The organism is Pseudomonas sp. ABa2, from assembly GCF_056676075.1.
The window spans coordinates 1847231-1865407 of the sequence record NZ_CM155239.1 but is presented as its reverse complement, the minus strand read 5'-3'; the positions used below and the strand labels follow the sequence as shown (position 1 = coordinate 1865407).

Below are 18177 nucleotides of genomic sequence, written 5' to 3'. Positions count from 1 at the left end.
CCTCAGTTCTGGCCCACAGTGGCGACTATGGTGACCTGCTTGTTGTCCGGAATTTCCTGGTAGGCCAGCACGTGCATGCTGGAGACCGCCAACCGCGCGAAGCGCGACAACATCGCCCGAATCGGCCCGGCCACCAGCAGGATCACCGGCTTGCCGAGCATTTCCTGGCGCTGCGCTGCTTCCACCAGGGAACGCTGCAGCTTCTCGGCCATGCCCGGTTCGAGGAGGATGCCATCCTCGCTGCCCTGACCGGCCTTCTGCAGGCTATTGAGCAATATCTGTTCCAACCTGGGCTCGAGAGTGATCACAGGCAGCTCCGGCTCTAGTCCCACGATGCTTTGCACGATGGCGCGGGCCAGCGACACACGAACGGCGGCGACCATCGCGGCGGGATCTTGACTCTTCGGCGCGACGTTGGCGATCGCCTCGGCGATGGTGCGGATGTCGCGCACCGGCACCTGCTCCTGCAGCAGCGCCTGCAGCACCTTGAGCAGGGTCGACAGCGACACCAGCCCCGGCACCAGTTCCTCGGCCAGCTTCGGCGAGCTCTTGGCCAGCAGCTGCATGAGTTGCTGCACTTCCTCGTGCCCCAGCAGCTCATGGGCGTGCTTGTGCAGTATCTGGTTGAGGTGGGTGGCGACCACGGTGCTGGCGTCGACCACGGTATAGCCCAGCGACTGCGCCTGGTCGCGCTGGCTGGGGTCGATCCACACCGCCTCCAGGCCGAACGCCGGATCCTTGGCGGCGATGCCGTTGAGCGGGCCGAACACCTGGCCGGGGTTGATCGCCAGCTCGCGGTCCGGGTAGACCTCGGCCTCGGCCACGCTGACGCCCATCAGGGTCAAGCGGTAGGCGTTGGGCGCCAGGTCGAGGTTGTCGCGGATATGCACCGAGGGCATGAGAAAGCCCATCTCCTGCGAGAGCTTCTTGCGCACCCCCTTGATCCGCGCCAGCAGCTGCCCCCCCTGGTTGCGATCGACCAGCGGAATCAGCCGGTAGCCGACCTCCAGGCCGACCATGTCCACCGGAGTGACGTCGTCCCAGCCCAGCTCCTTGACCTCCTGCGCCTTCTGCGCCGGCAGCAGCTCCTGCTGGCGCTGCACTTCCCTGACCTCCTCTTCCTTGGTCTTGCGCTGCTTGTTGGCGATCCAGTAGGCGGCGCCGGCGGCCACCAGGCCCAGGCTGATAAAGGAGAAATGCGGCATGCCGGGCACCAGGCCCATGGTGATCATGATCGCCGCCGCCACCGCCAGCGCGCGCGGCGAAGCGAACATCTGCCGATTGACCTGGGCGCCCATGTCCTCGGAGGTGGACACCCGGGTCACCATCACCGCGGCGGCGGTGGACAGCAGCAGGGAGGGAATCTGCGCCACCAGGCCGTCGCCGATGGTCAGCAGGGTGTAGACCTTGCCCGCCTCGGCGAACGGCAGGCCGTGCTGCAGCACGCCGATGGCGATACCGCCGATCAGGTTGATGAACAGAATCAGCAGGCCGGCGATGGCGTCGCCGCGGACGAACTTGCTGGCACCGTCCATCGAGCCGTAGAAATCGGCCTCCTGGGCCACCTCGCTGCGGCGCTTCTTGGCCTCGGCCTGATCGATCAGGCCGGCATTGAGGTCGGCGTCGATGGCCATCTGCTTGCCGGGCATGGCGTCCAGGGTGAAACGCGCGCTGACCTCGGAGATGCGCCCGGCGCCCTTGGTGACCACCACGAAGTTGATGATCATGAGGATGGCGAACACCACGATACCGACCACGTAGTTGCCGCCGATCACCACCTCGCCGAAGGCCTGGATCACCTGCCCCGCCGCGCCGTGGCCCTCGTGGCCGTTGAGCAGCACCACGCGGGTCGAGGCGACGTTCAGCGCCAGACGCAGCAGGGTGGCCGCCAGCAGGATGGTGGGGAAGACGGCGAAATCCAGCGGTCGCAGGGCGTAGATGCTGACCAGCAAGACGACGATGGACAGGGCGATGCTGAAGGTGAACAGCACGTCGAGCAGAAAGGGCGGGATCGGCAGCATGACCATGCCGAGCATGACCAGCAGCAGCAGCGGGATACCCAGGTTGCCGTGGCGCAGACCCGCCAGGTTGCTGCGTACCTCTCCAATGATTTGTGCGCGATCTACTGCCACGTCCCTACCCCAGCCGATTCAATCTTTTGACGCGAAACTGCGCCCTGCTGGGGTAATGGCAAGAAGCGTTCCAGAAAGGTAGCGGCAAGCTACAAGCACGTAACACTTCCCGACCGCCAACTCCGCTCCTGTTGGGCTTCGCTGCGCTCAGCCCAACCTACCGATCCTTGGCGCGCACGGCGCACCCTAGGAGTCGCGGCGCAGGTCCGGCGGGATCGGCAGGTCGGGCAGCGGCCCCGGGCGCTTGCCCTTGCCGGCCTGGTACTGGCGCAGCTGGTAGACGTAGGCCAGCACCTGAGCCACCGCCAGGTACAGGCCGGCAGGAATTTCCTGCTCCAGCTCGGTGGAGTAGTACACCGCCCGCGCCAGCGCCGGCGACTCCAGCAGCATGACCCGGTGCTCCTGGGCGATCTCGCGGATCTTCAGCGCCAGGAAGTCGCCGCCCTTGGCCAGCAGCACCGGCGCGCCGCCCTTGTCCGGGTCGTATTTCAGCGCCACGGCGAAGTGGGTCGGGTTGGTGATCACCACGTCGGCCTGCGGCACCGCCTGCATCATGCGCCGCTCGGCCATCTCGCGCTGCAGCTGGCGGATGCGACCCTTGACCTCGGGCTTGCCCTCGGTGTCCTTGTACTCGTCGCGCACCTCCTGCTTGGTCATCTTCAGCTTCTGCTTGTGACTCCACAGCTGGAACGGCACATCCACCGCGGCGATCAGGATCAGCCCGCAGGACAGCCACAGCGCGCTCCAGCCGACGACCTTGAGGCTGTGCAGGATGGCCGGTTCGAGCGGCTCGTTGGCGATGGCCAGCAGGTCGTCCTGATCCACCGCCAGCACCACCAGCGCCACCGCCAGGATCACCAGGAACTTGGCCAGCGCCTTGACCAGCTCCACCAGCGCCTGCACCGAGAACATCCGCTTGAGCCCGGCCAGCGGGTTCATCCGGCTGGCCTTGGGCTGCAACGCTTCGGCGGAGAACAGCCAGCCGCCGAGGGCGATGGGGCCGATCACCGAGGCGATCAGCAGGGCGATGAAGAACGGCTGCAAGGCCAGCAGCGCATGCTTGCCGGAGGCCAGCAGGTACTGCGCCATGCTGCCTTCGCTCATCAGCACCTCGCGCGGCAGGCTGAAGTTGCCGCGCATCAGGTCGAGCATCACGTTGCCCATGTAGGCGCCGAAGACGATCAGCGCCACGGTGCCGGTGAGGGTCACCGCCAGGGTGTTGAGTTCCTTGGAGCGGGCGATCTGGCCCTTCTTGCGCGACTCTTCGAGCCGCTTACTGGTGGGTTCCTCGCTTTTGTCGGCGCCGCTTTCGCTCTCGGCCATGGCCTCTCCTCAACGCACCTGGGCGAATTCGCCCAGCTGCTGCAGGGCCTCGCTGGCCAGCGCCTGGAACAGGCTGCCGAAATCGGACAGGCCGACCCAGAAGATCACCAGGCCCAGGGCCAGGGTCAGCGGAAAGCCGATGGAAAAGATGTTCAGCTGCGGCGCGGCGCGGGTCATCACGCCGAAGGCCAGGTTGATGATCAGCAGCGCGGTGACCACCGGCAGGGTCAGCAGCAGGCCGGCGCCGATCACCCAGCCGAGCTTGCCGGCCAGCTCCCAGTAGTGATTGACCATCAAGCCCTGCCCCGACGGCAGGGTGACGAAACTTTCCGCCAGGATCTCCAGCACCACCAGGTGGCCGTTGATCGCCAGAAACAGCAGGGTCACCAGCATCAGCATGAACTGGCCGAGCACCGGCACCGAGACGCCGTTGGTCGGGTCGACCATGGAGGCGAAGCCCAGGCCCATCTGCATGGCGATGATCTGCCCGGCTACGGCGAACAGGTGGAAGAACAGCTGCAGGACGAAGCCAAACATGGCGCCGATCAGCACCTGCTCAGCGATCAGCAGCAGGCTGCGCAGGCTCAGCGCATCGACCTGCGGCAGCGGCGGCAGGGTCGGCACCAGCAGCACGCTGACCGCCAGGGCCAGGTACAGGCGCACGCGCATCGGCACCAGCTGGGTGCCGATGATCGGCATGACCATGAACATGGCGGCGATGCGAAACAGCGGCAGGAGGAACTGGCCGACCCAGCCGCCGATCTGTTCGTTGCTCAGCTCCAGCATTCGCGCCTCAGAGCTCGTGAAGAAAACGTCGCGAGCGATGGCAGGTCGCGTTTCGCCTGCGCGCAGCAAGCGCAGTGTATTGAAATACATGAGCATTGCGAGCACAGCGCGAAGCGCGAGATGCCGAGCGCAGTAGATTTACTCATGAGCTCTCAACCGATCAGGTAGGGAATGTTCTGAATCAGGGTCTGGGTGTACTCCATCAGTTGGCGTACCAGCCAGGGCCCGGCCCAGATCAGGGTCAGCAGCATCACGATCAGACGCGGCAGGAAGCTCAGGGTCTGTTCGTTGATCTGCGTGGCGGCCTGGAACATCGCCACGATCAGGCCGACCACCAGGCTCGGCACCACCGCCAGGCCGACGATCAGCACGATCAGCCAGAGCGCTTCGCGAAACAGGTCTACCGCGATCTCGGGAGTCATCAGAGCCTCGCTACAGAGTGCCGAAACTGGCCGCCAGGGTGCCCATGATCAGCGCCCAGCCGTCGACCAGGACGAACAGCATGATCTTGAACGGCAGCGAGATGATCAAAGGCGACAGCATCATCATGCCCATGGCCATGAGGATACTGGCCACCACCATGTCGATGATCAAAAACGGGATGAAGATCATGAAGCCGATCTGGAATGCGGTCTTCAGCTCGGAGGTGACGAAGGCCGGCACCAGGATGGTCAGCGGCACTTCCTCGACGCCATTGAGGTCGGTGCGCTTGGACAGGCGCACGAACAGCTCCAGGTCGCTCTCGCGGGTCTGCGCCAGCATGAAGTCGCGGATCGGCCCCTCGGCCCGGGTCAGCGCCTCCTGGGCGACGATCTCCTCGTTGAGGTAGGGCTGCAGCGCGTCGCGGTTAATCCGGTCGAATACCGGCGCCATGATGAACAGGGTGAGAAACAGCGCCAGACCGACCAGGATCTGGTTCGACGGCGTCTGCTGCAGACCCAGCGCCTGGCGCAGGATGGAGAACACGATGATGATGCGGGTGAAGCTGGTCATCAGCATGACGAACGCCGGGATGAAGCTCAGCGCGGTCATGATCAGCAGGATCTGCAGGCTGACCGAATACTCCTGCTGGCCCTCGGCGTCGGTGGACAGGGTGATGGCCGGGATCGACAGCGGGTTGCCGCCCTGCTGGATCAGCGAACTGCCGAGCGGCGGATCTTCGGCGTAGGCCAACGAGGCGCCCAGGCTCAGCAGCAGCACCAGCAACAAACGCAACATCAGGATTTGTCCTTCTGATCCTTGCCCAGCAGCTCCATCAGGCGCTGGGCGAACTCCGGCGTGGCCGGCTCGGCGTCGGCCAGGTGCACCGGCTCCTTGAGCACGTGCAACGGGGTGATGCGCCCGGCGGACAGGCCGAGCAGGATCTGCTCGTTGCCCACCTGCACCAGCACCAGGCGGTCGCGCGGACCGAGCGACTGACTGGCCAGCAGCTTGATCACCTGGCCGCCGCGCGGCGCCAGTTGCTGCACCCGGCGCAGCAGCCAGGCGAGCAGGAAGATCAGGCCGATCACCAGCAGCAGGCCGAGCAGCAACTGGCCGAGCTGGCCGGCCATATCGCTGCCGGCCAGCGGCGTCGTCGCCTGGCCGGCGGGCTCGGCGGCCAGGGCAACCATGGGCAGGGCCAACGGCAGGACGAGGAATCGATTCATGGTCAGCGCAGCTTCTTGATGCGTTCGCTGGGGCTGATCACGTCGGTCAGGCGGATGCCGAACTTCTCGTTGACCACCACCACCTCGCCGTGGGCGATCAGGGTGCCGTTGACCAGCACGTCGAGCGGCTCGCCGGCCAGGCGGTCGAGCTCGATCACCGAGCCCTGATTGAGCTGCAGCAGGTTGCGGATGGTGATGTCGGTATTGCCCACTTCCATGGAGATCGACACCGGAATATCCAGGATCACGTCCAGGTTGGGCCCTTCCAGACCGACCGGCAGATTGCTGGAGGGCGGCGCGCTGCCGAATTCCTCCATTGGCGCGCGCGGCGCCGCAGGCTGAGCGGCGCCCTGCGCCGCCAGCATGGCGTCGATGTCGTCCTGACCGGCATCGCCGGCCTCGGCCAGCGCCGCGGCCCACTCGTCGGCCAGCGCCTGCTCCTCGGGGCTGGTGTTCTCTTCAGTTGCCATCGTCTTTCCTCGCCTGGCTCAATGGGGTTGCCAGCGCCGTCAGCGCTGACGCTCGATCGGCTCGAGCACCTGCAGGGCCAGATTGCCCTTGTGTGCGCCGAGCTTGACCTTGAAAGTCGGCACGCCGTTGGCGCGCATGATCACGTTGTCCGGCAGCTCCACCGGGATCACGTCGCCCGGCTGCATGTGCAGGATGTCGCGCAGCTTGAGCTGGCGCCGCGCCACGGTGGCGGCCAGCGGCACGCTGACGTCGAGGATGTCCTCGCGCAGGGCCTTGATCCAGCGCTCGTCCTGGTCGTCGACGTCGGACTGGAAGCCGGCGTCGAGCATCTCGCGGATCGGCTCGATCATCGAATAGGGCATGGTGATGTGCAGGTCGCCGCCGCCGCCGTCCAGCTCGATATGGAAGGTGGACACCACGATGACTTCACTCGGGCTGACGATATTGGCCAGCGCCGGGTTGACCTCCGAGTTGACGTACTCGAAGTTGATGTCCATCACCGCGTGCCAGGCCTCGCGCAGGTCGACGAAGGCCTGGTCGAGCACCATGCGCACCACACGCAGCTCGGTGGGGGTGAACTCGCGGCCCTCGATCTTGGCGTGACGGCCGTCGCCGCCGAAGAAGTTGTCCACCAGTTTGAACACCAGCTTGGCGTCGAGGATGAACAGGCCGGTGCCGCGCAGTGGCTTCATCTTCACCAGGTTGAGGCTGGTGGGCACGTACAGCGAATGCACGTACTCGCCGAACTTCATCACCTGCACGCCACCGACCGCCACGTCCGCCGAGCGGCGCAGCAGGTTGAACATGCTGATGCGGGTGTAGCGGGCGAAGCGTTCGTTGATCATCTCCAGGGTCGGCATGCGTCCGCGGACGATGCGATCCTGGCTGGTCAGGTCGTACTGCTTGACGCTGCCCGGTTCGGCGGCGTCCTCGGTATCGACCAGGCCGTCGTCGACGCCGTGCAGCAGCGCGTCGATCTCGTCCTGGGACAGCAAGTCTTGCACGGCCATGTTCGCTCCCGGCTACTGCAATACGAAGTTGGTGAACAGCACCTGCTCGACCACGGTGCCGCCGGTTTCCTGCTGGGCCAGTTCCTGCACGCTGGCCAGCGCCTGCTGCAATAGCATCTCCTTGCCCAGTGCGCTCTGCAGGGCGGCGAAATCCTGGCCGGCGAGCAGCATCACCAGGCGGTTGCGCAGCACCGGCATGTGCACCTTGAGCTTGTCCAGGCCGGCGGCGTCGCGGCTCATCAGGGCCATGCTGACCTGCAGGTAGCGGGTACGTCCCTGGTAGTTGAAATTGACCACGAAGGCCGGCATCAGCTCCTGGTACAGCGCCGCCTGGCGCACCGGCGCCGCGCTGGCGGACGCCGCCGCGGGTTCGGCATCCGCGGCCTTGTCGCCCTTGCTGAGGACGAACCAGGTGCCACCGATGGACAGGCCAACGGCCAGCAACAGGGCCAGCACTATCAATACGATGAGCTTCAGCTTGCCCTTGCCGGCCCCCTGGTCGTCGCCGGTCACCGTGTCTTTCTTAGCCATGCCAATAATCCGTCACTGTCGGAGTTCTTTCCGCTTTCAGGGGGTTGAGAGCAAGTGTTATGCCAGCCTAGCGGCTCGCTTGTCTAACTCTGGGCTGCGGATTTAACAGCGGCGCGCGCCGGCTGTCATCCAAAATGCATTCGCCCGGGAGGCCGGCAGGCCGCCCGGGCGAATGCGAGGCTGGCGAAACAGGCCCGGCGACCGGGCTCAGGCGTAGTAGTCCACCAGGCCCAGGCCTGCGCTCGAACGCTCGCTGCGCAGCTCCTGCGCAGCGCTCGGCAACGACTCGTCCGAGGCCAGCCGGCCATCGCCGCCGCTGGCGCCGCCACGCCCGCCTTCGCCCTGGCCCTGCCAGCCGCGGCTGAGCGACTGATCCGAGACGTTGGCATCGGCCAGGTTCATGCCCTGCTGGGCGAACAGTTCACGCAGGCGCTGCATCTGCCCTTCCAGGGCTTCGCGCACCCCGGCGTTAGGGCTGGCGAAAGTCACCTGCGCCTGGTCCTGGGACAGGTTCACCCGCACCTCCAGACGGCCCAGTTCGGCCGGATCGAGCTGGATCTCGGCCGACTTGAGGTTCTGGCTGGACAGCCACATGACCCGATCCACCACCGCCTCGCTCCAGCCGCCCTGCTGCATCGCCACCGGCTGCCCGGGCACCAGCGGCAGACGCGGCGCCGCCCCGGTCTGCTGGTTGAGCGCCTGGGTCAGGGCGTTGAGCTTGCTGACGAACTGATCCGGGCGGTTGGGCTGCACGCTGTCCTTGAGGCTATCCAGGGCATCCTTGGCGAGATCGTCCAGCGGCAGCTCCAACCCCGGTTCCTCGCCGGGCTTGGCCTTCTCCTCGCCCTTGCCCATCGCCGCCATGGCCGCGGCGAAATCGCTGCCGGTGGCGAGTCGCGTGCCCTTGCCCGCCGCCTCCTGGCCCAGCTCGACCTGGCCCTCCTCCTCCGGCGCCTGCTGCAGCAGGGCCAGCGGATCGAGCGCCTCCGTCTCCAGCGCCGGCTCGCCGCCCTCGCCATCGGCCTTGGCGTCGGCCATGCCGGCAACCGCCAGGGCGGATGCCGGCAGCGCCTCGCCCGTCGGCGCAGCCTGCGCGGCCTGCGCCTGGATGCCGCCCAGGGCCATGGCCAGCAGCGGATCGAGTTCCGCGGGCGTCTCGCCCTCGGCCGGCAAGGAATTGCCGTCCGCGGCAACGGCCGGCTGCTCGGCGGCAGCCTCGGCGCTGGCCGCCGGCTCGCCGCTGGCGCCGGCCGGGCGCTCCTCGCCAGGCGTGGCCGCGCCGCCGGCACGCTCGCCGGGCTTGGCCTGGCGCTCCTTGGCGTACACCTCGGCGAAGCTGGAAGCCTCGTTCTTGCTGGGCTCCGGCGCTTTCGCCGGCGGCTTCGCTTTGCTCTTTACCTCAGGCGTGGCCTGCAGGCGTAGATCGGGCATCGCGGACATGGACGCTCTCCGTCTGATGGGTCGTGACGGTGTCAGAGCAAAGGCTGGGCCAAGTCGGGGAAAAATCTGCAGATGCAGGGCGGTCGCGCGCGACTCAGACGCGATAACGCTGGCGCTCGGACTTGAACAGGATGCGCACTATGGCGAACTCGCGCTCGATCTGCTCGATCAGCGCCGGCGCCAGCTCCAGCGCCTCGCGGCGGCCGGCGTCCTCGAGCTGCTTGCACAGCCCGGCCAGCAGCACCGCCCCCATGTTGCTGCAGCTGCCCTTGAAGCTGTGCGCAGCCAGGCGCAGCCCCTGGGCATCGGCCTCGCGCTCGGCCTGGCGCAGCAGGCGCAGGCGCTCCTCGGAGTCGGCGACAAAGGTATCGAGCAGAATCGGGTACTCGTCTTCCATGACGTCCTGCAGGGCAGCCAGGACGGCATCGTCGAGGTGGATATCGGACACCGGGTCACTCCCTGAACAACAAGGCTGGGATTATGCCCCAGCGGACCAGCAAAACTCCACGCTGACGCCCTGGCCGTCGGCGCTGCAGACAAAGCCATCGCTCAACTCGCGCACCAGCGCCAGACCGCGCCCGCACAGGGCCTCGTCCTGCAGCGCGGCCACGGCGGCCGGATCGAAGCCCGGTCCGCTGTCCTCGACCCGCACGATCAGCCGCCCGCCGCCGGCCTGCGGCAGCAACTGCAGGTGAAAGCGCACGTAGCCGTCGCTCAGCGCCGCCAGGCGCAGGCGCCGCTGCCGGTAGTACTCGGCGAAGCCGCGGGCATCCTGCTTGAGCGCCGAGTCCAGGCCCATCACACCGTGTTCCAGGGCGTTGGAATAGAGCTCGGCGAGCACGGTGTACAGCTCGCCGCCGCGCGGCCGCAGCGCCTGCACGTCGAGCAGCAGCTGCAGCAGGAAGGGCAAGGGATTGAAGTGGCGCAGGCTCTGCGCGCGAAACTCGAAGCTGGCCGACCAGTCCAGCGGGCTGCTCTGCCCGCTGTCGGCGAAGGCCAGCGGGCGTGGCCGTGCGGCGTCCTCGGCGAGGCCGACCTGGAGCATGCTGACGTCGTCCTGGACCTCGCCGCGAAATTCCAGCAGCGCCTGCTGGATCTCCTCGAACAGTGCCTGCGGCTGGCGGTTGGCGTCGAGCAGCGCCAGCAGACGCGCCTCGCCGAACAGCTGACCCTGCTGGTCGCAGGCCTCCAGCACGCCGTCGGTGAGCAGGAAGATGCGGTCGCCCGGGGCCAGCGGATAGACCTCGCAGCGGTCGCTGAAGGCCGCCGGCTCGAGAATGCCCAGCGGCAGATGACGCGACACCAGGGGCTGACGCGAGCGGCCATCGCCGTGCAGCAGATGGCCGTCCGGCAGGCCGCCGTTCCACACCTCGAGCAGGCCGCGCTGGCTGCTGATGTTGAGCAGGGTGGCGCAGCAGAACACGCCCACCGGCAGGATGCGTTTGAGCTTGGCGTTGATCTCGCGGAGGATCTCGGCCAGGGCATGGCCCTTGGCGGTCATGCCGTAGAACACCTCGGCCAGCGGCATAGCGCCGATGGCCGCCGGCAGGCCGTGGCCGGTGAAGTCGCCGAGCATCACGTGCATGCCGCCGGAGGGCTTGTAGGCCGCCAGCAGCAGGTCGCCGTTGAACAGCGCGTAGGGCGACTGCAGGTAGCGGATGTTCGGCGCATCCAGACAGCCGGAGTGCGCCACCTTGTCGAACACCGCCTTGGCCACCCGCTGCTCGCGCAGCAGGTGCTCGTTGTGCCGGGCGATCAGGTCGCGCTGCTGCAGCACGGTGTCCTGCAGGCGGCGCAGGCGATCCATGGCGCCGATCTTGGCCGCGAGTATCACCCGGTTGTAGGGCTTGGCGAGAAAGTCGTCGCCGCCGGCCTCCAGGCAGCGCACCAGCGCTTCGCCTTCGGTCAGCGAGGTGAGGAAGATGATCGGCACCAGCGCCTCGCCGGCCTGCTGCTTGATCCGCCGCGCCGCCTCGAAACCGTCCATCACCGGCATCAGCGCATCCATCAGCACCAGCTGCGGGCGCTCCTGCTCGAACAGCGCGACCGCCTCCAGGCCGTTGCTGGCGGTGAGCACCCGGTGGCCCTGGCGACTGACGATGGTCGACAGCAGCATGCGATCGGCCGCGTTGTCCTCGGCGATCAGGATCGACAGGCGCTCGGCCATGGTCAGTTGATCTGAAACAGCTGCTCGAAGTTGGAGATCGCCAGGATCTTGCGCACATCGCTGCTGCAGTTGAGCAAGCGGATCTGCGCTGTGTCGCCGCCGGCGTGATCGCGCAGCAGCAGGAGCATGCCCAGCGCCGAGCTGTCCAGGTAGCTGGTGCCCTGCAAGTCGACCAGGTAGCGCCTGGGGGTGATGTTGACGCGCTCGTAGGCGTCGCGAAATTCCTGGTGGGAGGCGAAGTCGAAACGTCCTCGAATCGCGATGGTCAGCTCTTGCCCGTCGGCCGACGGCTGCGAGGTGATGGCCATGTCCTGCTCCTTTGTCGAGACCTTGCCTGATTGGCGGCATACGCACCCAAGGTGTAGCACCTGCCCTGCCCCACGACAACCCGTCTTCAGGGCTCGCCGCGGTCGATCAGGCGCTGCGCCAGCTCGTCGAGCAGCTTCTGCTCGCGCTTGTCCTCGGCCAGCCGCGCCTCGTCGATATAGCGCTGCACCAGCTTGCGCAGCCCCTCCAGGCGCGCGTAGCGCTGCTGCCAGACGGCGCGCACCTTCTCCAGGTTGGCGCGGTGCCAGTCGAGGCTCTGGTGCTGCTGGCCGATGGCCGTTTCCAGTTGCGAAAGAAAGCGCTGGTAGTTCATCAGCCATTGCCCGGAGACGCCCTTGCTGCCCTCGCTGATCCACTGCTGCTGGTAGTCGCCGCGAAAGCGCTCCAGCTCGCCCAGCTTGGCCTCGGCCTGGCTCACCAGCCCCTGGCAATGGCCGAGCTGGCGCGCCGCCTCGCGCTCGGCCTTCTCGGCCATGTCCACCACCGGCGCCAGGCGCGCCGCACGACTCGCCGCCATGGCTTAGACCTTGTTCGCCGCCGGGTTGAAGATGGCCGCCAGCTGCCGGCTGCTGCCCTCCAGCGGTTCGCTGTCGTGCAGGCCCTGGCGCAGGTACTGGGCCATCTGCGGCTGGCGGGCGATGGCCAGGTCGGTGTCGGCGTCGCCGCCCGGCACGTAGGCGCCGACGCTGATCAGGTCGCGGCTCTGCTGGTAGCGCGACCACAGCTGCTTGAAGCGCTGCGCCTGCTTGAGATGCTCGGGCGACACCACCTGCGGCATCACCCGGCTGATCGAGGCTTCGATGTCGATGGCCGGATAATGGCCCTCCTCGGCCAGCCGTCGCGACAGCACCAGGTGGCCGTCGAGCACGCCGCGGGCGGCGTCGGCGATCGGGTCCTGCTGGTCGTCGCCCTCGGAGAGCACGGTGTAGAAGGCGGTGATCGAACCGCCGCCGGCCTCGGCGTTGCCGGCACGCTCCACCAGCTTGGGCAGCTTGGCGAACACCGACGGCGGGTAGCCCTTGGTCGCCGGCGGCTCGCCGATGGCCAGGGCGATCTCGCGCTGGGCCTGGGCGAAACGGGTCAGCGAATCCATCAGCAGCAGGACGTTCTTGCCCTTGTCGCGGAAGTATTCGGCGATGCGCGTGCAGTACATGGCCGCGCGCAGGCGCATCAGCGGCGCGTCGTCGGCCGGCGAGGCGACCACCACCGAGCGCTTGAGGCCCTCCTCGCCGAGGATCTCGTCGATGAACTCCTTGACCTCGCGACCGCGCTCGCCGATCAGCCCGACCACGATGATCTCCGCCTCGGTGAAGCGGGTCATCATGCCCAGCAGCACCGACTTGCCGACGCCGGTGCCGGCGAATAGGCCCAGGCGCTGGCCACGGCCGACAGTGAGCAGGCCGTTGATCGAGCGGATGCCGACGTCCAGCGGTTCGCTGATCGGGTGGCGCTTGAGCGGGTTGATGGTCGGCCCGTCCAGCGGCACCCAGTCCTCGGCCTTCATCCCGCCCTTGCCGTCCAGGGCGCGACCGGCGCCGTCGAGCACCCGGCCAAGCATGGAGCGGCCCATGGGCAGACGCCCGGCGTCGGGCAGCGGCACCACCCGCGCGCCGGGGGCGATGCCGGCCAGGCTGCCGACCGGCATCAGGTAGATCTTGCTGCCGGAAAAGCCCATCACCTCGGCCTCGACCTGCACCGGGTGATAGCTGTCGCCGTTGACCACCAGGCAGCGGCTGCCAATGGCGGCGCGCAGGCCCTCGGCCTCCAGGGTCAGGCCGACCATGCGCAGCAGGCGGCCCTCGAGTATGGGTTGACTGGGCAGGCGGATGGCCTCGGCGTAGCCGCCCAGACGCCTGGCGAAACTCACCCGATCAAGGCGCATCGCCGCCATCCAGATCCAGGCTGATATCCGCTTCCGGCGGTTGGGTGATCTGCGCGCGCTGCTGCTCGAACAGCTGCTTGAGCGCCTGCGCCAGGCGGGTCTCGACGCTGGCGTCGATCTGGCTGTGCTCCGACTCGATGCGGCAACCGCCGGGCAGCAGGCTGTCGTCCTCGAGGATGCGCCAGCTTTCCTCGTGACGCTCGCGCAGCGCCTTGATGGTCTCGAAATCCTGCGGGTTGACCTGGATGCGTACGTTGTCGGCGCCCATCGGCAGCAATTTGAGCGCCTCGCGCAGCACCTGACGGATCTGGCTGGAGTCGCTGGCCAGCTCGCGCTGGATCACCTCGCGCACCATATGGCTGACCAGGCGCACCAGGGCCACTTCCAGCTGCTGGTCCTGCTCGGCGATGGGCTCGAACAACTGCGCCATCACCTGCTCCAGGCTGCCCAGCTTGAGCGCCAGGGCGGCGTCGGCCTCCTGCTTGGCCTTGAGCTGGCCGGCGTGGAAGCCGTCCTTCTCGCCGGTGGCGAAGCCTTCGTTGTAAGCGTCCTGGCGGATGGCCTCGAGCTCGTCGAGGGTCAGCGGCTTGACGTCCTCTAGCGCCACCTCCTCGCTCTGTCCGACGTCCTGCGCCCCGACCTCGGCCTCTGCCGTCGGCGCGTCCACCGCCGGATCGACTTCGCCTGGCACCTCGCCAGGCGCGTCGAAGCTGGGCAGCGCCCAGCGGTCGAAGGCGCCCAGGTCCTTGGCGCGAATCAGCTCGCTTTCCGACTCCTTGCCCGCCGCCATGACTTAGACCATCTCCTCGCCGCCCTTGCCGCCGAGCACGATCTCGCCGGCCTCGGCCATGCGCCGGGCGATGGTGAGAATTTCCTTCTGCGCCGCCTCGACGTCGCTGACGCGCACCGGGCCCTTGGCTTCCAGGTCATCGCGCAGCAGTTCGGCGGCGCGCTTGGACATGTTCTTGAACACCTTGTCCTTGATCGCCTCGTCGGCGCCCTTGAGCGCCAGCACCAGCACCTCGGAGGACACCTCGCGCAGCAGCGCCTGGATGCCGCGGTCGTCGACGTCGGCGAGGTTGTCGAAGACGAACATCAGGTCCTCGATCTGCGTCGACAGGTCCTCGTCCACCTCGCGGATCGAGTCCATCAGCTGACCCTCCACCGAGCTGTCGAGGAAGTTCATGATGTCCGCCGCGCGCTTGACCCCGCCCATGGTGGCGCGGGTGGTGTTGGCGCTGCCGGAGAACTGCTTCTCGAGGATCTGGTTGAGCTCCTTGAGCGCCGAGGGCTGCACGGTATTGAGCGAAGACACGCGCAGAATGATGTCCAGGCGCACCTTGTGGTCGAAGTGGCTGAGCACCTCGCCGGCCTGATCCGGGTCGAGGTAGGCGACGACTATGGCCTGGATCTGCGGGTGTTCGTAGCGGATCACGTCGGCCACCGCGCGCGGTTCCATCCATTTGAGGCTGTCCAGGCCGCTGGTGCTGCCGCCGAGCAGGATGCGGTCGATCAGGTTGCCGGCCTTGTCCTCGCCGAGGGCCGCGGTGAGCATCTTGCGGATGTAGCCGTCGGCGCCGACGCCCAGGCTGGTCTGGTCGCCGACGATCTCGACGAACTCGCCCATCACCTGCTCGACCTGCTCGCGATGGATATTGCGCATGCCGGCCATGGCCACGCCGACCCGCTGCACTTCCTTCGGCCCGAGGTGACGCAGCACCTGGGCGGCGTCGGTCTCGCCGAGCGACAGCAGCAGGATGGCGGCCTTGTCGACCTTGCTCAGCTTGGCGGGAGTACGGTTGTCACTCATCGGCGTTGATCCACTCTTTCACGACCTGGGCGACGCGGCCAGGGTCTTCCGCCACCAGGCTCTTGATCGCGTTCAGTTGCGCATCATACCCCTCGCTGGGACTGGGCAGCAGTATGCTCTGCGGCCCGCCGAGGCTGACCCGATCATCTGCCAGCTCGCCATCGAGGCCGGCCATCTCGCCCAGTTCGACGTCGCCGCCGGCCAGCGCCTTGCCCTTGCCGCCACCGGTGATGTTGTTGAGCACCGGACGCAGCACCCCGAACACCAGCAGCAGGATGAACAACACGCCGAGCACCTGCTTGACGATGTCCCAGAACCAGGGCTGGGTGTAGAACGGAATGTCCGGAATTTCCTCGCCCAGCGAGGTGGTGAAGGCGGTGTTGATCACGCTGACGCTGTCGCCGCGGCTGGCGTCGAAGCCCACCGAGTCCTGCACCAGGCGGGTGAAGCGCGCCAGATCGTCGGCGCTCCAGGGTACCCGGCTGGTTTCGCCGGTGGCCGGGTCGACGCGCACCTGATCGTCCACCACCACCGCCACCGACAGGCGGCGCAGGCGGCCCTGCTGCTGCTTGGTGTAGCTGATCGAGCGATCCAGTTCGAAGTTGCGGGTGGACTGCTCGCGCTTGTCCGCCGGGTACGGCGCCAGCATCGGCTGACCGGTGGCCGGGTCCATGATCTGCTGGCCGTTGGCATCCACCAGCGGCTGGCCGGCCGCCACCGGACCGGCGGGCGTCGCGGCGGCGGTCGCCTGCTCGGGAGCCGCGGCCGGGCCGGGCGGCTGATTGGACAGCGCGCCGGGCACGCCCTGCGGCGGCAGGCTGCTGTGGCGCTGTTCGTTGACCTGCTGCTCGCTGCGCAGCGCCGGCTGGTCCGGGTTGAACATCTCGGAGGTGGACTCCACCGCGCTGAAATCGACGTCGGCGGCCACCTCGGCCTTGTAGCGGCCGGTGCCCAGCACCGGCTGCAGGATGTTGTGCACGCGCTGGGTCAGCAGGCTTTCCATGCGCCGGCTGTAGTCGAACTGCTTGCCGGCCATGCTCAGCTCGGACAGCTCCTGCTGATCGGAGAGCAGGTTGCCCTTCTGGTCGACGACGGTGACCTGGCCCTTGTCCAGTTCCGGCACGCTGGTGGCGACCAGGTTGACGATGGCCATCACCTGGCTCGGCTCCAGGGCGCGGCCCGGATACAGTTCCACCAGCACCGAGGCCGACGGCTTGCGCTCGTCGCGGACGAACACCGAGGCCTTGGGCATGGCCAGGTGCACGCGCGCTGCCTTGACGTTGTTGAGGCTGGAGACCGTGCGCGCCAGCTCGCCTTCCAGGCCGCGGCGGTAGCGGGTGGCTTCCATGAACTGGCTGGTGCCCAGGCCCTGCTCGCGGTCGAGAATCTCGAAGCCGACGCTGTTGTCGGTCGGTGCCACGCCGGCGGCGGCCAGGCGCATGCGCGCCCGTGCCAGGTCGTCGGCCTTGACCAGCAGCGCGCCGGAGGTGGGCTCCACGGTGTAATCGATGCCCGAGGCGCCGAGGGTTTCCACCACCTGGGTCGCGTCCATGCCGTTGAGGCTGCCGTAGAGCGGACGGTAATCCGGCTGCTGCGACCAGAGCACCACGGCGAAGCCGATGGCCACGCTGGCAGCCAGGCCGACCAGCAGGCCGAGCTGGCGCAGCACCGACATGTCCGCGAGGCTTTCCAGGAAGCTCAGACCCAGCAACGGGCCCTTGGCCTGCGCCGCGTCCGCCTTGGCCGGTACGTTTGCTACTGCTGCTTCAGCCATCAATCAACCCTCAAACCGGCATCTGCATGATGTCTTGATAAGCCTGGACCAGCTTGTTGCGCACCTGGGTCATGGCCTGGAAGGACACGCTGGCCTTCTGTGAGGCGATCATCACGTCGGTGAGGTCCACCCCGCTCTGCCCCATCTCGAAGGCGGTAGCCAGCTTGTTGGAGGCCTGCTGGGTCTCGTTGACCTTGGTCACCGCCTGGCCGAGCATCTCCGAGAAACTCGGCGCGCCCTGCACCGGCTCGCTGACGGCCGGCTTCTGCCGCGCCATCGCCTCGGACTGCATGGCGCGCATTTCCAGCATCAAGCGATTGAATTCAACACCCTGGCTCATGACTTCCTCCACTGCCCGCTTTTTGACACTTGCGGTGCGTTGCAGGGGTATTTGCAACAAGGGTGCCAGAAAAGGCTGCTACAGCCTCAGAGGCTCGGGCAGCAACGAAACGAGGGGGTAGACGAAAGAAGCAGACCCGTCATCCCCGCGAAGACGGGGATCCAGCGGCAATGGAGAAGTCACCAACAATCTCCGACCAAAGATCCCGCCACTGCGGGTTTCGCTCTTCGATTAGACGCAGCTTCCAGGCTCGATTCCATTTCTTGATCGCCTTCTCCCTGGCTATCGCACTACTCATACTCTCATGCTGCTCGCACCACACCAGCATCTTCACGCCGTAGCGGCGGGTAAAACCTTCGACAACGTCTTCTCGATGCTGCCAGACTCGCTGAAGCAGATTGGCGGTGACGCCGGTATAGAGCGTGCCATTACGCTGGCTGGCCATGATGTAAACGGCTGGCTGTTTCATGCTGCAGTCCTTTGCAGATTGTGAAAATGCCTGAATGGATAAAGGGCTTCTCAGAGGCCTGTTTTG

At 67.0% G+C, this 18177-nt stretch carries 20 protein-coding genes; all 20 read right to left on the bottom strand.

Annotated features, from left to right (window positions below):
* Positions 1-2: 2 nt before the first annotated feature.
* The 20 genes from flhA to AC1G9C_RS09115 all read right to left on the bottom strand — a co-directional run bounded on the left by flhA (position 3) and on the right by AC1G9C_RS09115 (position 18111).
* Entirely contained in the window at positions 3-2132 is a 2130-nt protein-coding gene (gene flhA / locus AC1G9C_RS09210) for a flagellar biosynthesis protein FlhA (RefSeq protein ID WP_122108413.1), read from the bottom strand.
* Positions 2133-2318: 186 nt separating this feature from the next.
* Positions 2319-3455 (bottom strand): flagellar biosynthesis protein FlhB, encoded by a 1137-nt coding sequence (gene flhB / locus AC1G9C_RS09205; protein ID WP_480409999.1) that lies wholly within the window; start codon positions 3453-3455, stop codon positions 2319-2321.
* A gap of 9 nt (positions 3456-3464) precedes the next feature.
* On the bottom strand, positions 3465-4241 hold the full coding sequence (gene fliR, locus AC1G9C_RS09200) for a flagellar biosynthetic protein FliR (protein ID WP_122108415.1): 777 nt from the start codon (positions 4239-4241) through the stop codon (positions 3465-3467).
* A 152-nt stretch (positions 4242-4393) separates the two neighbouring features.
* Positions 4394-4663 (bottom strand): flagellar biosynthesis protein FliQ, encoded by a 270-nt coding sequence (fliQ, locus tag AC1G9C_RS09195; protein WP_021441781.1) that lies wholly within the window; start codon positions 4661-4663, stop codon positions 4394-4396.
* Between the two features lie 10 nt (positions 4664-4673).
* The gene (fliP, locus tag AC1G9C_RS09190; RefSeq protein ID WP_480409998.1) at positions 4674-5459 is read right to left on the bottom strand and encodes a flagellar type III secretion system pore protein FliP; all 786 of its coding nucleotides are present in this window, start codon (positions 5457-5459) and stop codon (positions 4674-4676) included.
* Positions 5459-5890 (bottom strand): flagellar biosynthetic protein FliO, encoded by a 432-nt coding sequence (gene fliO, locus AC1G9C_RS09185; protein WP_397485100.1) that lies wholly within the window; start codon positions 5888-5890, stop codon positions 5459-5461. The genes fliP and fliO overlap by 1 nt, the downstream gene beginning before the upstream one ends.
* Positions 5891-5892: 2 nt before the next feature.
* Positions 5893-6360, bottom strand: a complete 468-nt coding sequence (fliN, locus tag AC1G9C_RS09180) for a flagellar motor switch protein FliN (RefSeq protein WP_021441778.1) — start codon at positions 6358-6360, stop codon at positions 5893-5895.
* Between the two features lie 39 nt (positions 6361-6399).
* Entirely contained in the window at positions 6400-7371 is a 972-nt protein-coding gene (fliM, locus tag AC1G9C_RS09175) for a flagellar motor switch protein FliM (RefSeq protein ID WP_021441777.1), read from the bottom strand.
* A 12-nt stretch (positions 7372-7383) separates the two neighbouring features.
* Positions 7384-7902, bottom strand: a complete 519-nt coding sequence (fliL, locus tag AC1G9C_RS09170) for a flagellar basal body-associated protein FliL (protein WP_021441776.1) — start codon at positions 7900-7902, stop codon at positions 7384-7386.
* A 207-nt stretch (positions 7903-8109) separates the two neighbouring features.
* Positions 8110-9342 carry a flagellar hook-length control protein FliK gene (locus AC1G9C_RS09165; protein WP_480409997.1) on the bottom strand — a complete coding sequence of 411 codons (1233 nt, stop codon included), beginning with the start codon at positions 9340-9342 and terminating at the stop codon, positions 8110-8112.
* A 94-nt stretch (positions 9343-9436) separates the two neighbouring features.
* Complete coding sequence (locus AC1G9C_RS09160; protein WP_021444189.1) at positions 9437-9790, bottom strand: Hpt domain-containing protein; 354 nt, start codon at positions 9788-9790, stop codon at positions 9437-9439.
* A 30-nt stretch (positions 9791-9820) separates the two neighbouring features.
* Positions 9821-11509 carry a fused response regulator/phosphatase gene (locus AC1G9C_RS09155; protein ID WP_021444188.1) on the bottom strand — a complete coding sequence of 563 codons (1689 nt, stop codon included), beginning with the start codon at positions 11507-11509 and terminating at the stop codon, positions 9821-9823.
* Between the two features lie 2 nt (positions 11510-11511).
* Complete coding sequence (locus AC1G9C_RS09150; RefSeq protein ID WP_021444187.1) at positions 11512-11817, bottom strand: STAS domain-containing protein; 306 nt, start codon at positions 11815-11817, stop codon at positions 11512-11514.
* A gap of 86 nt (positions 11818-11903) precedes the next feature.
* On the bottom strand, positions 11904-12353 hold the full coding sequence (gene fliJ / locus AC1G9C_RS09145) for a flagellar export protein FliJ (RefSeq protein WP_122108418.1): 450 nt from the start codon (positions 12351-12353) through the stop codon (positions 11904-11906).
* A gap of 3 nt (positions 12354-12356) precedes the next feature.
* Complete coding sequence (fliI, locus tag AC1G9C_RS09140; protein WP_480409996.1) at positions 12357-13718, bottom strand: flagellar protein export ATPase FliI; 1362 nt, start codon at positions 13716-13718, stop codon at positions 12357-12359.
* The gene (fliH, locus tag AC1G9C_RS09135; RefSeq protein ID WP_480409995.1) at positions 13708-14508 is read right to left on the bottom strand and encodes a flagellar assembly protein FliH; all 801 of its coding nucleotides are present in this window, start codon (positions 14506-14508) and stop codon (positions 13708-13710) included. The genes fliI and fliH overlap by 11 nt, the downstream gene beginning before the upstream one ends.
* Before the next feature lie 3 nt (positions 14509-14511).
* Positions 14512-15528 (bottom strand): flagellar motor switch protein FliG, encoded by a 1017-nt coding sequence (gene fliG, locus AC1G9C_RS09130; RefSeq protein ID WP_021444795.1) that lies wholly within the window; start codon positions 15526-15528, stop codon positions 14512-14514.
* Complete coding sequence (fliF, locus tag AC1G9C_RS09125; RefSeq protein ID WP_457790321.1) at positions 15521-17302, bottom strand: flagellar basal-body MS-ring/collar protein FliF; 1782 nt, start codon at positions 17300-17302, stop codon at positions 15521-15523. Before fliF ends, fliG begins: the two co-directional genes overlap by 8 nt.
* Positions 17303-17312: 10 nt before the next feature.
* Positions 17313-17642 carry a flagellar hook-basal body complex protein FliE gene (gene fliE, locus AC1G9C_RS09120; RefSeq protein ID WP_021445177.1) on the bottom strand — a complete coding sequence of 110 codons (330 nt, stop codon included), beginning with the start codon at positions 17640-17642 and terminating at the stop codon, positions 17313-17315.
* 139 nt (positions 17643-17781) lie between these two features.
* Complete coding sequence (locus AC1G9C_RS09115; protein ID WP_457790318.1) at positions 17782-18111, bottom strand: GIY-YIG nuclease family protein; 330 nt, start codon at positions 18109-18111, stop codon at positions 17782-17784.
* Between the last annotated feature and the right edge of the window lie 66 nt (positions 18112-18177).

Coding starts and splice junctions, on each gene's coding strand:
- flhB (WP_480409999.1), bottom strand. CDS start 3,455: ATGGCCGAGAGCGAAAGCGGCGCCGACAAAAGCGAGGAACCCACCAGT.
- fliR (WP_122108415.1), bottom strand. CDS start 4,241: ATGCTGGAGCTGAGCAACGAACAGATCGGCGGCTGGGTCGGCCAGTTC.
- fliQ (WP_021441781.1), bottom strand. CDS start 4,663: ATGACTCCCGAGATCGCGGTAGACCTGTTTCGCGAAGCGCTCTGGCTG.
- fliP (WP_480409998.1), bottom strand. CDS start 5,459: ATGTTGCGTTTGTTGCTGGTGCTGCTGCTGAGCCTGGGCGCCTCGTTG.
- fliO (WP_397485100.1), bottom strand. CDS start 5,890: ATGAATCGATTCCTCGTCCTGCCGTTGGCCCTGCCCATGGTTGCCCTG.
- fliN (WP_021441778.1), bottom strand. CDS start 6,360: ATGGCAACTGAAGAGAACACCAGCCCCGAGGAGCAGGCGCTGGCCGAC.
- fliM (WP_021441777.1), bottom strand. CDS start 7,371: ATGGCCGTGCAAGACTTGCTGTCCCAGGACGAGATCGACGCGCTGCTG.
- fliL (WP_021441776.1), bottom strand. CDS start 7,902: ATGGCTAAGAAAGACACGGTGACCGGCGACGACCAGGGGGCCGGCAAG.
- AC1G9C_RS09165 (WP_480409997.1), bottom strand. CDS start 9,342: ATGTCCGCGATGCCCGATCTACGCCTGCAGGCCACGCCTGAGGTAAAG.
- AC1G9C_RS09155 (WP_021444188.1), bottom strand. CDS start 11,509: ATGGCCGAGCGCCTGTCGATCCTGATCGCCGAGGACAACGCGGCCGAT.
- AC1G9C_RS09150 (WP_021444187.1), bottom strand. CDS start 11,817: ATGGCCATCACCTCGCAGCCGTCGGCCGACGGGCAAGAGCTGACCATC.
- fliJ (WP_122108418.1), bottom strand. CDS start 12,353: ATGGCGGCGAGTCGTGCGGCGCGCCTGGCGCCGGTGGTGGACATGGCC.
- fliI (WP_480409996.1), bottom strand. CDS start 13,718: ATGCGCCTTGATCGGGTGAGTTTCGCCAGGCGTCTGGGCGGCTACGCC.
- fliH (WP_480409995.1), bottom strand. CDS start 14,508: ATGGCGGCGGGCAAGGAGTCGGAAAGCGAGCTGATTCGCGCCAAGGAC.
- fliG (WP_021444795.1), bottom strand. CDS start 15,528: ATGAGTGACAACCGTACTCCCGCCAAGCTGAGCAAGGTCGACAAGGCC.
- fliF (WP_457790321.1), bottom strand. CDS start 17,302: ATGGCTGAAGCAGCAGTAGCAAACGTACCGGCCAAGGCGGACGCGGCG.
- fliE (WP_021445177.1), bottom strand. CDS start 17,642: ATGAGCCAGGGTGTTGAATTCAATCGCTTGATGCTGGAAATGCGCGCC.
- AC1G9C_RS09115 (WP_457790318.1), bottom strand. CDS start 18,111: ATGAAACAGCCAGCCGTTTACATCATGGCCAGCCAGCGTAATGGCACG.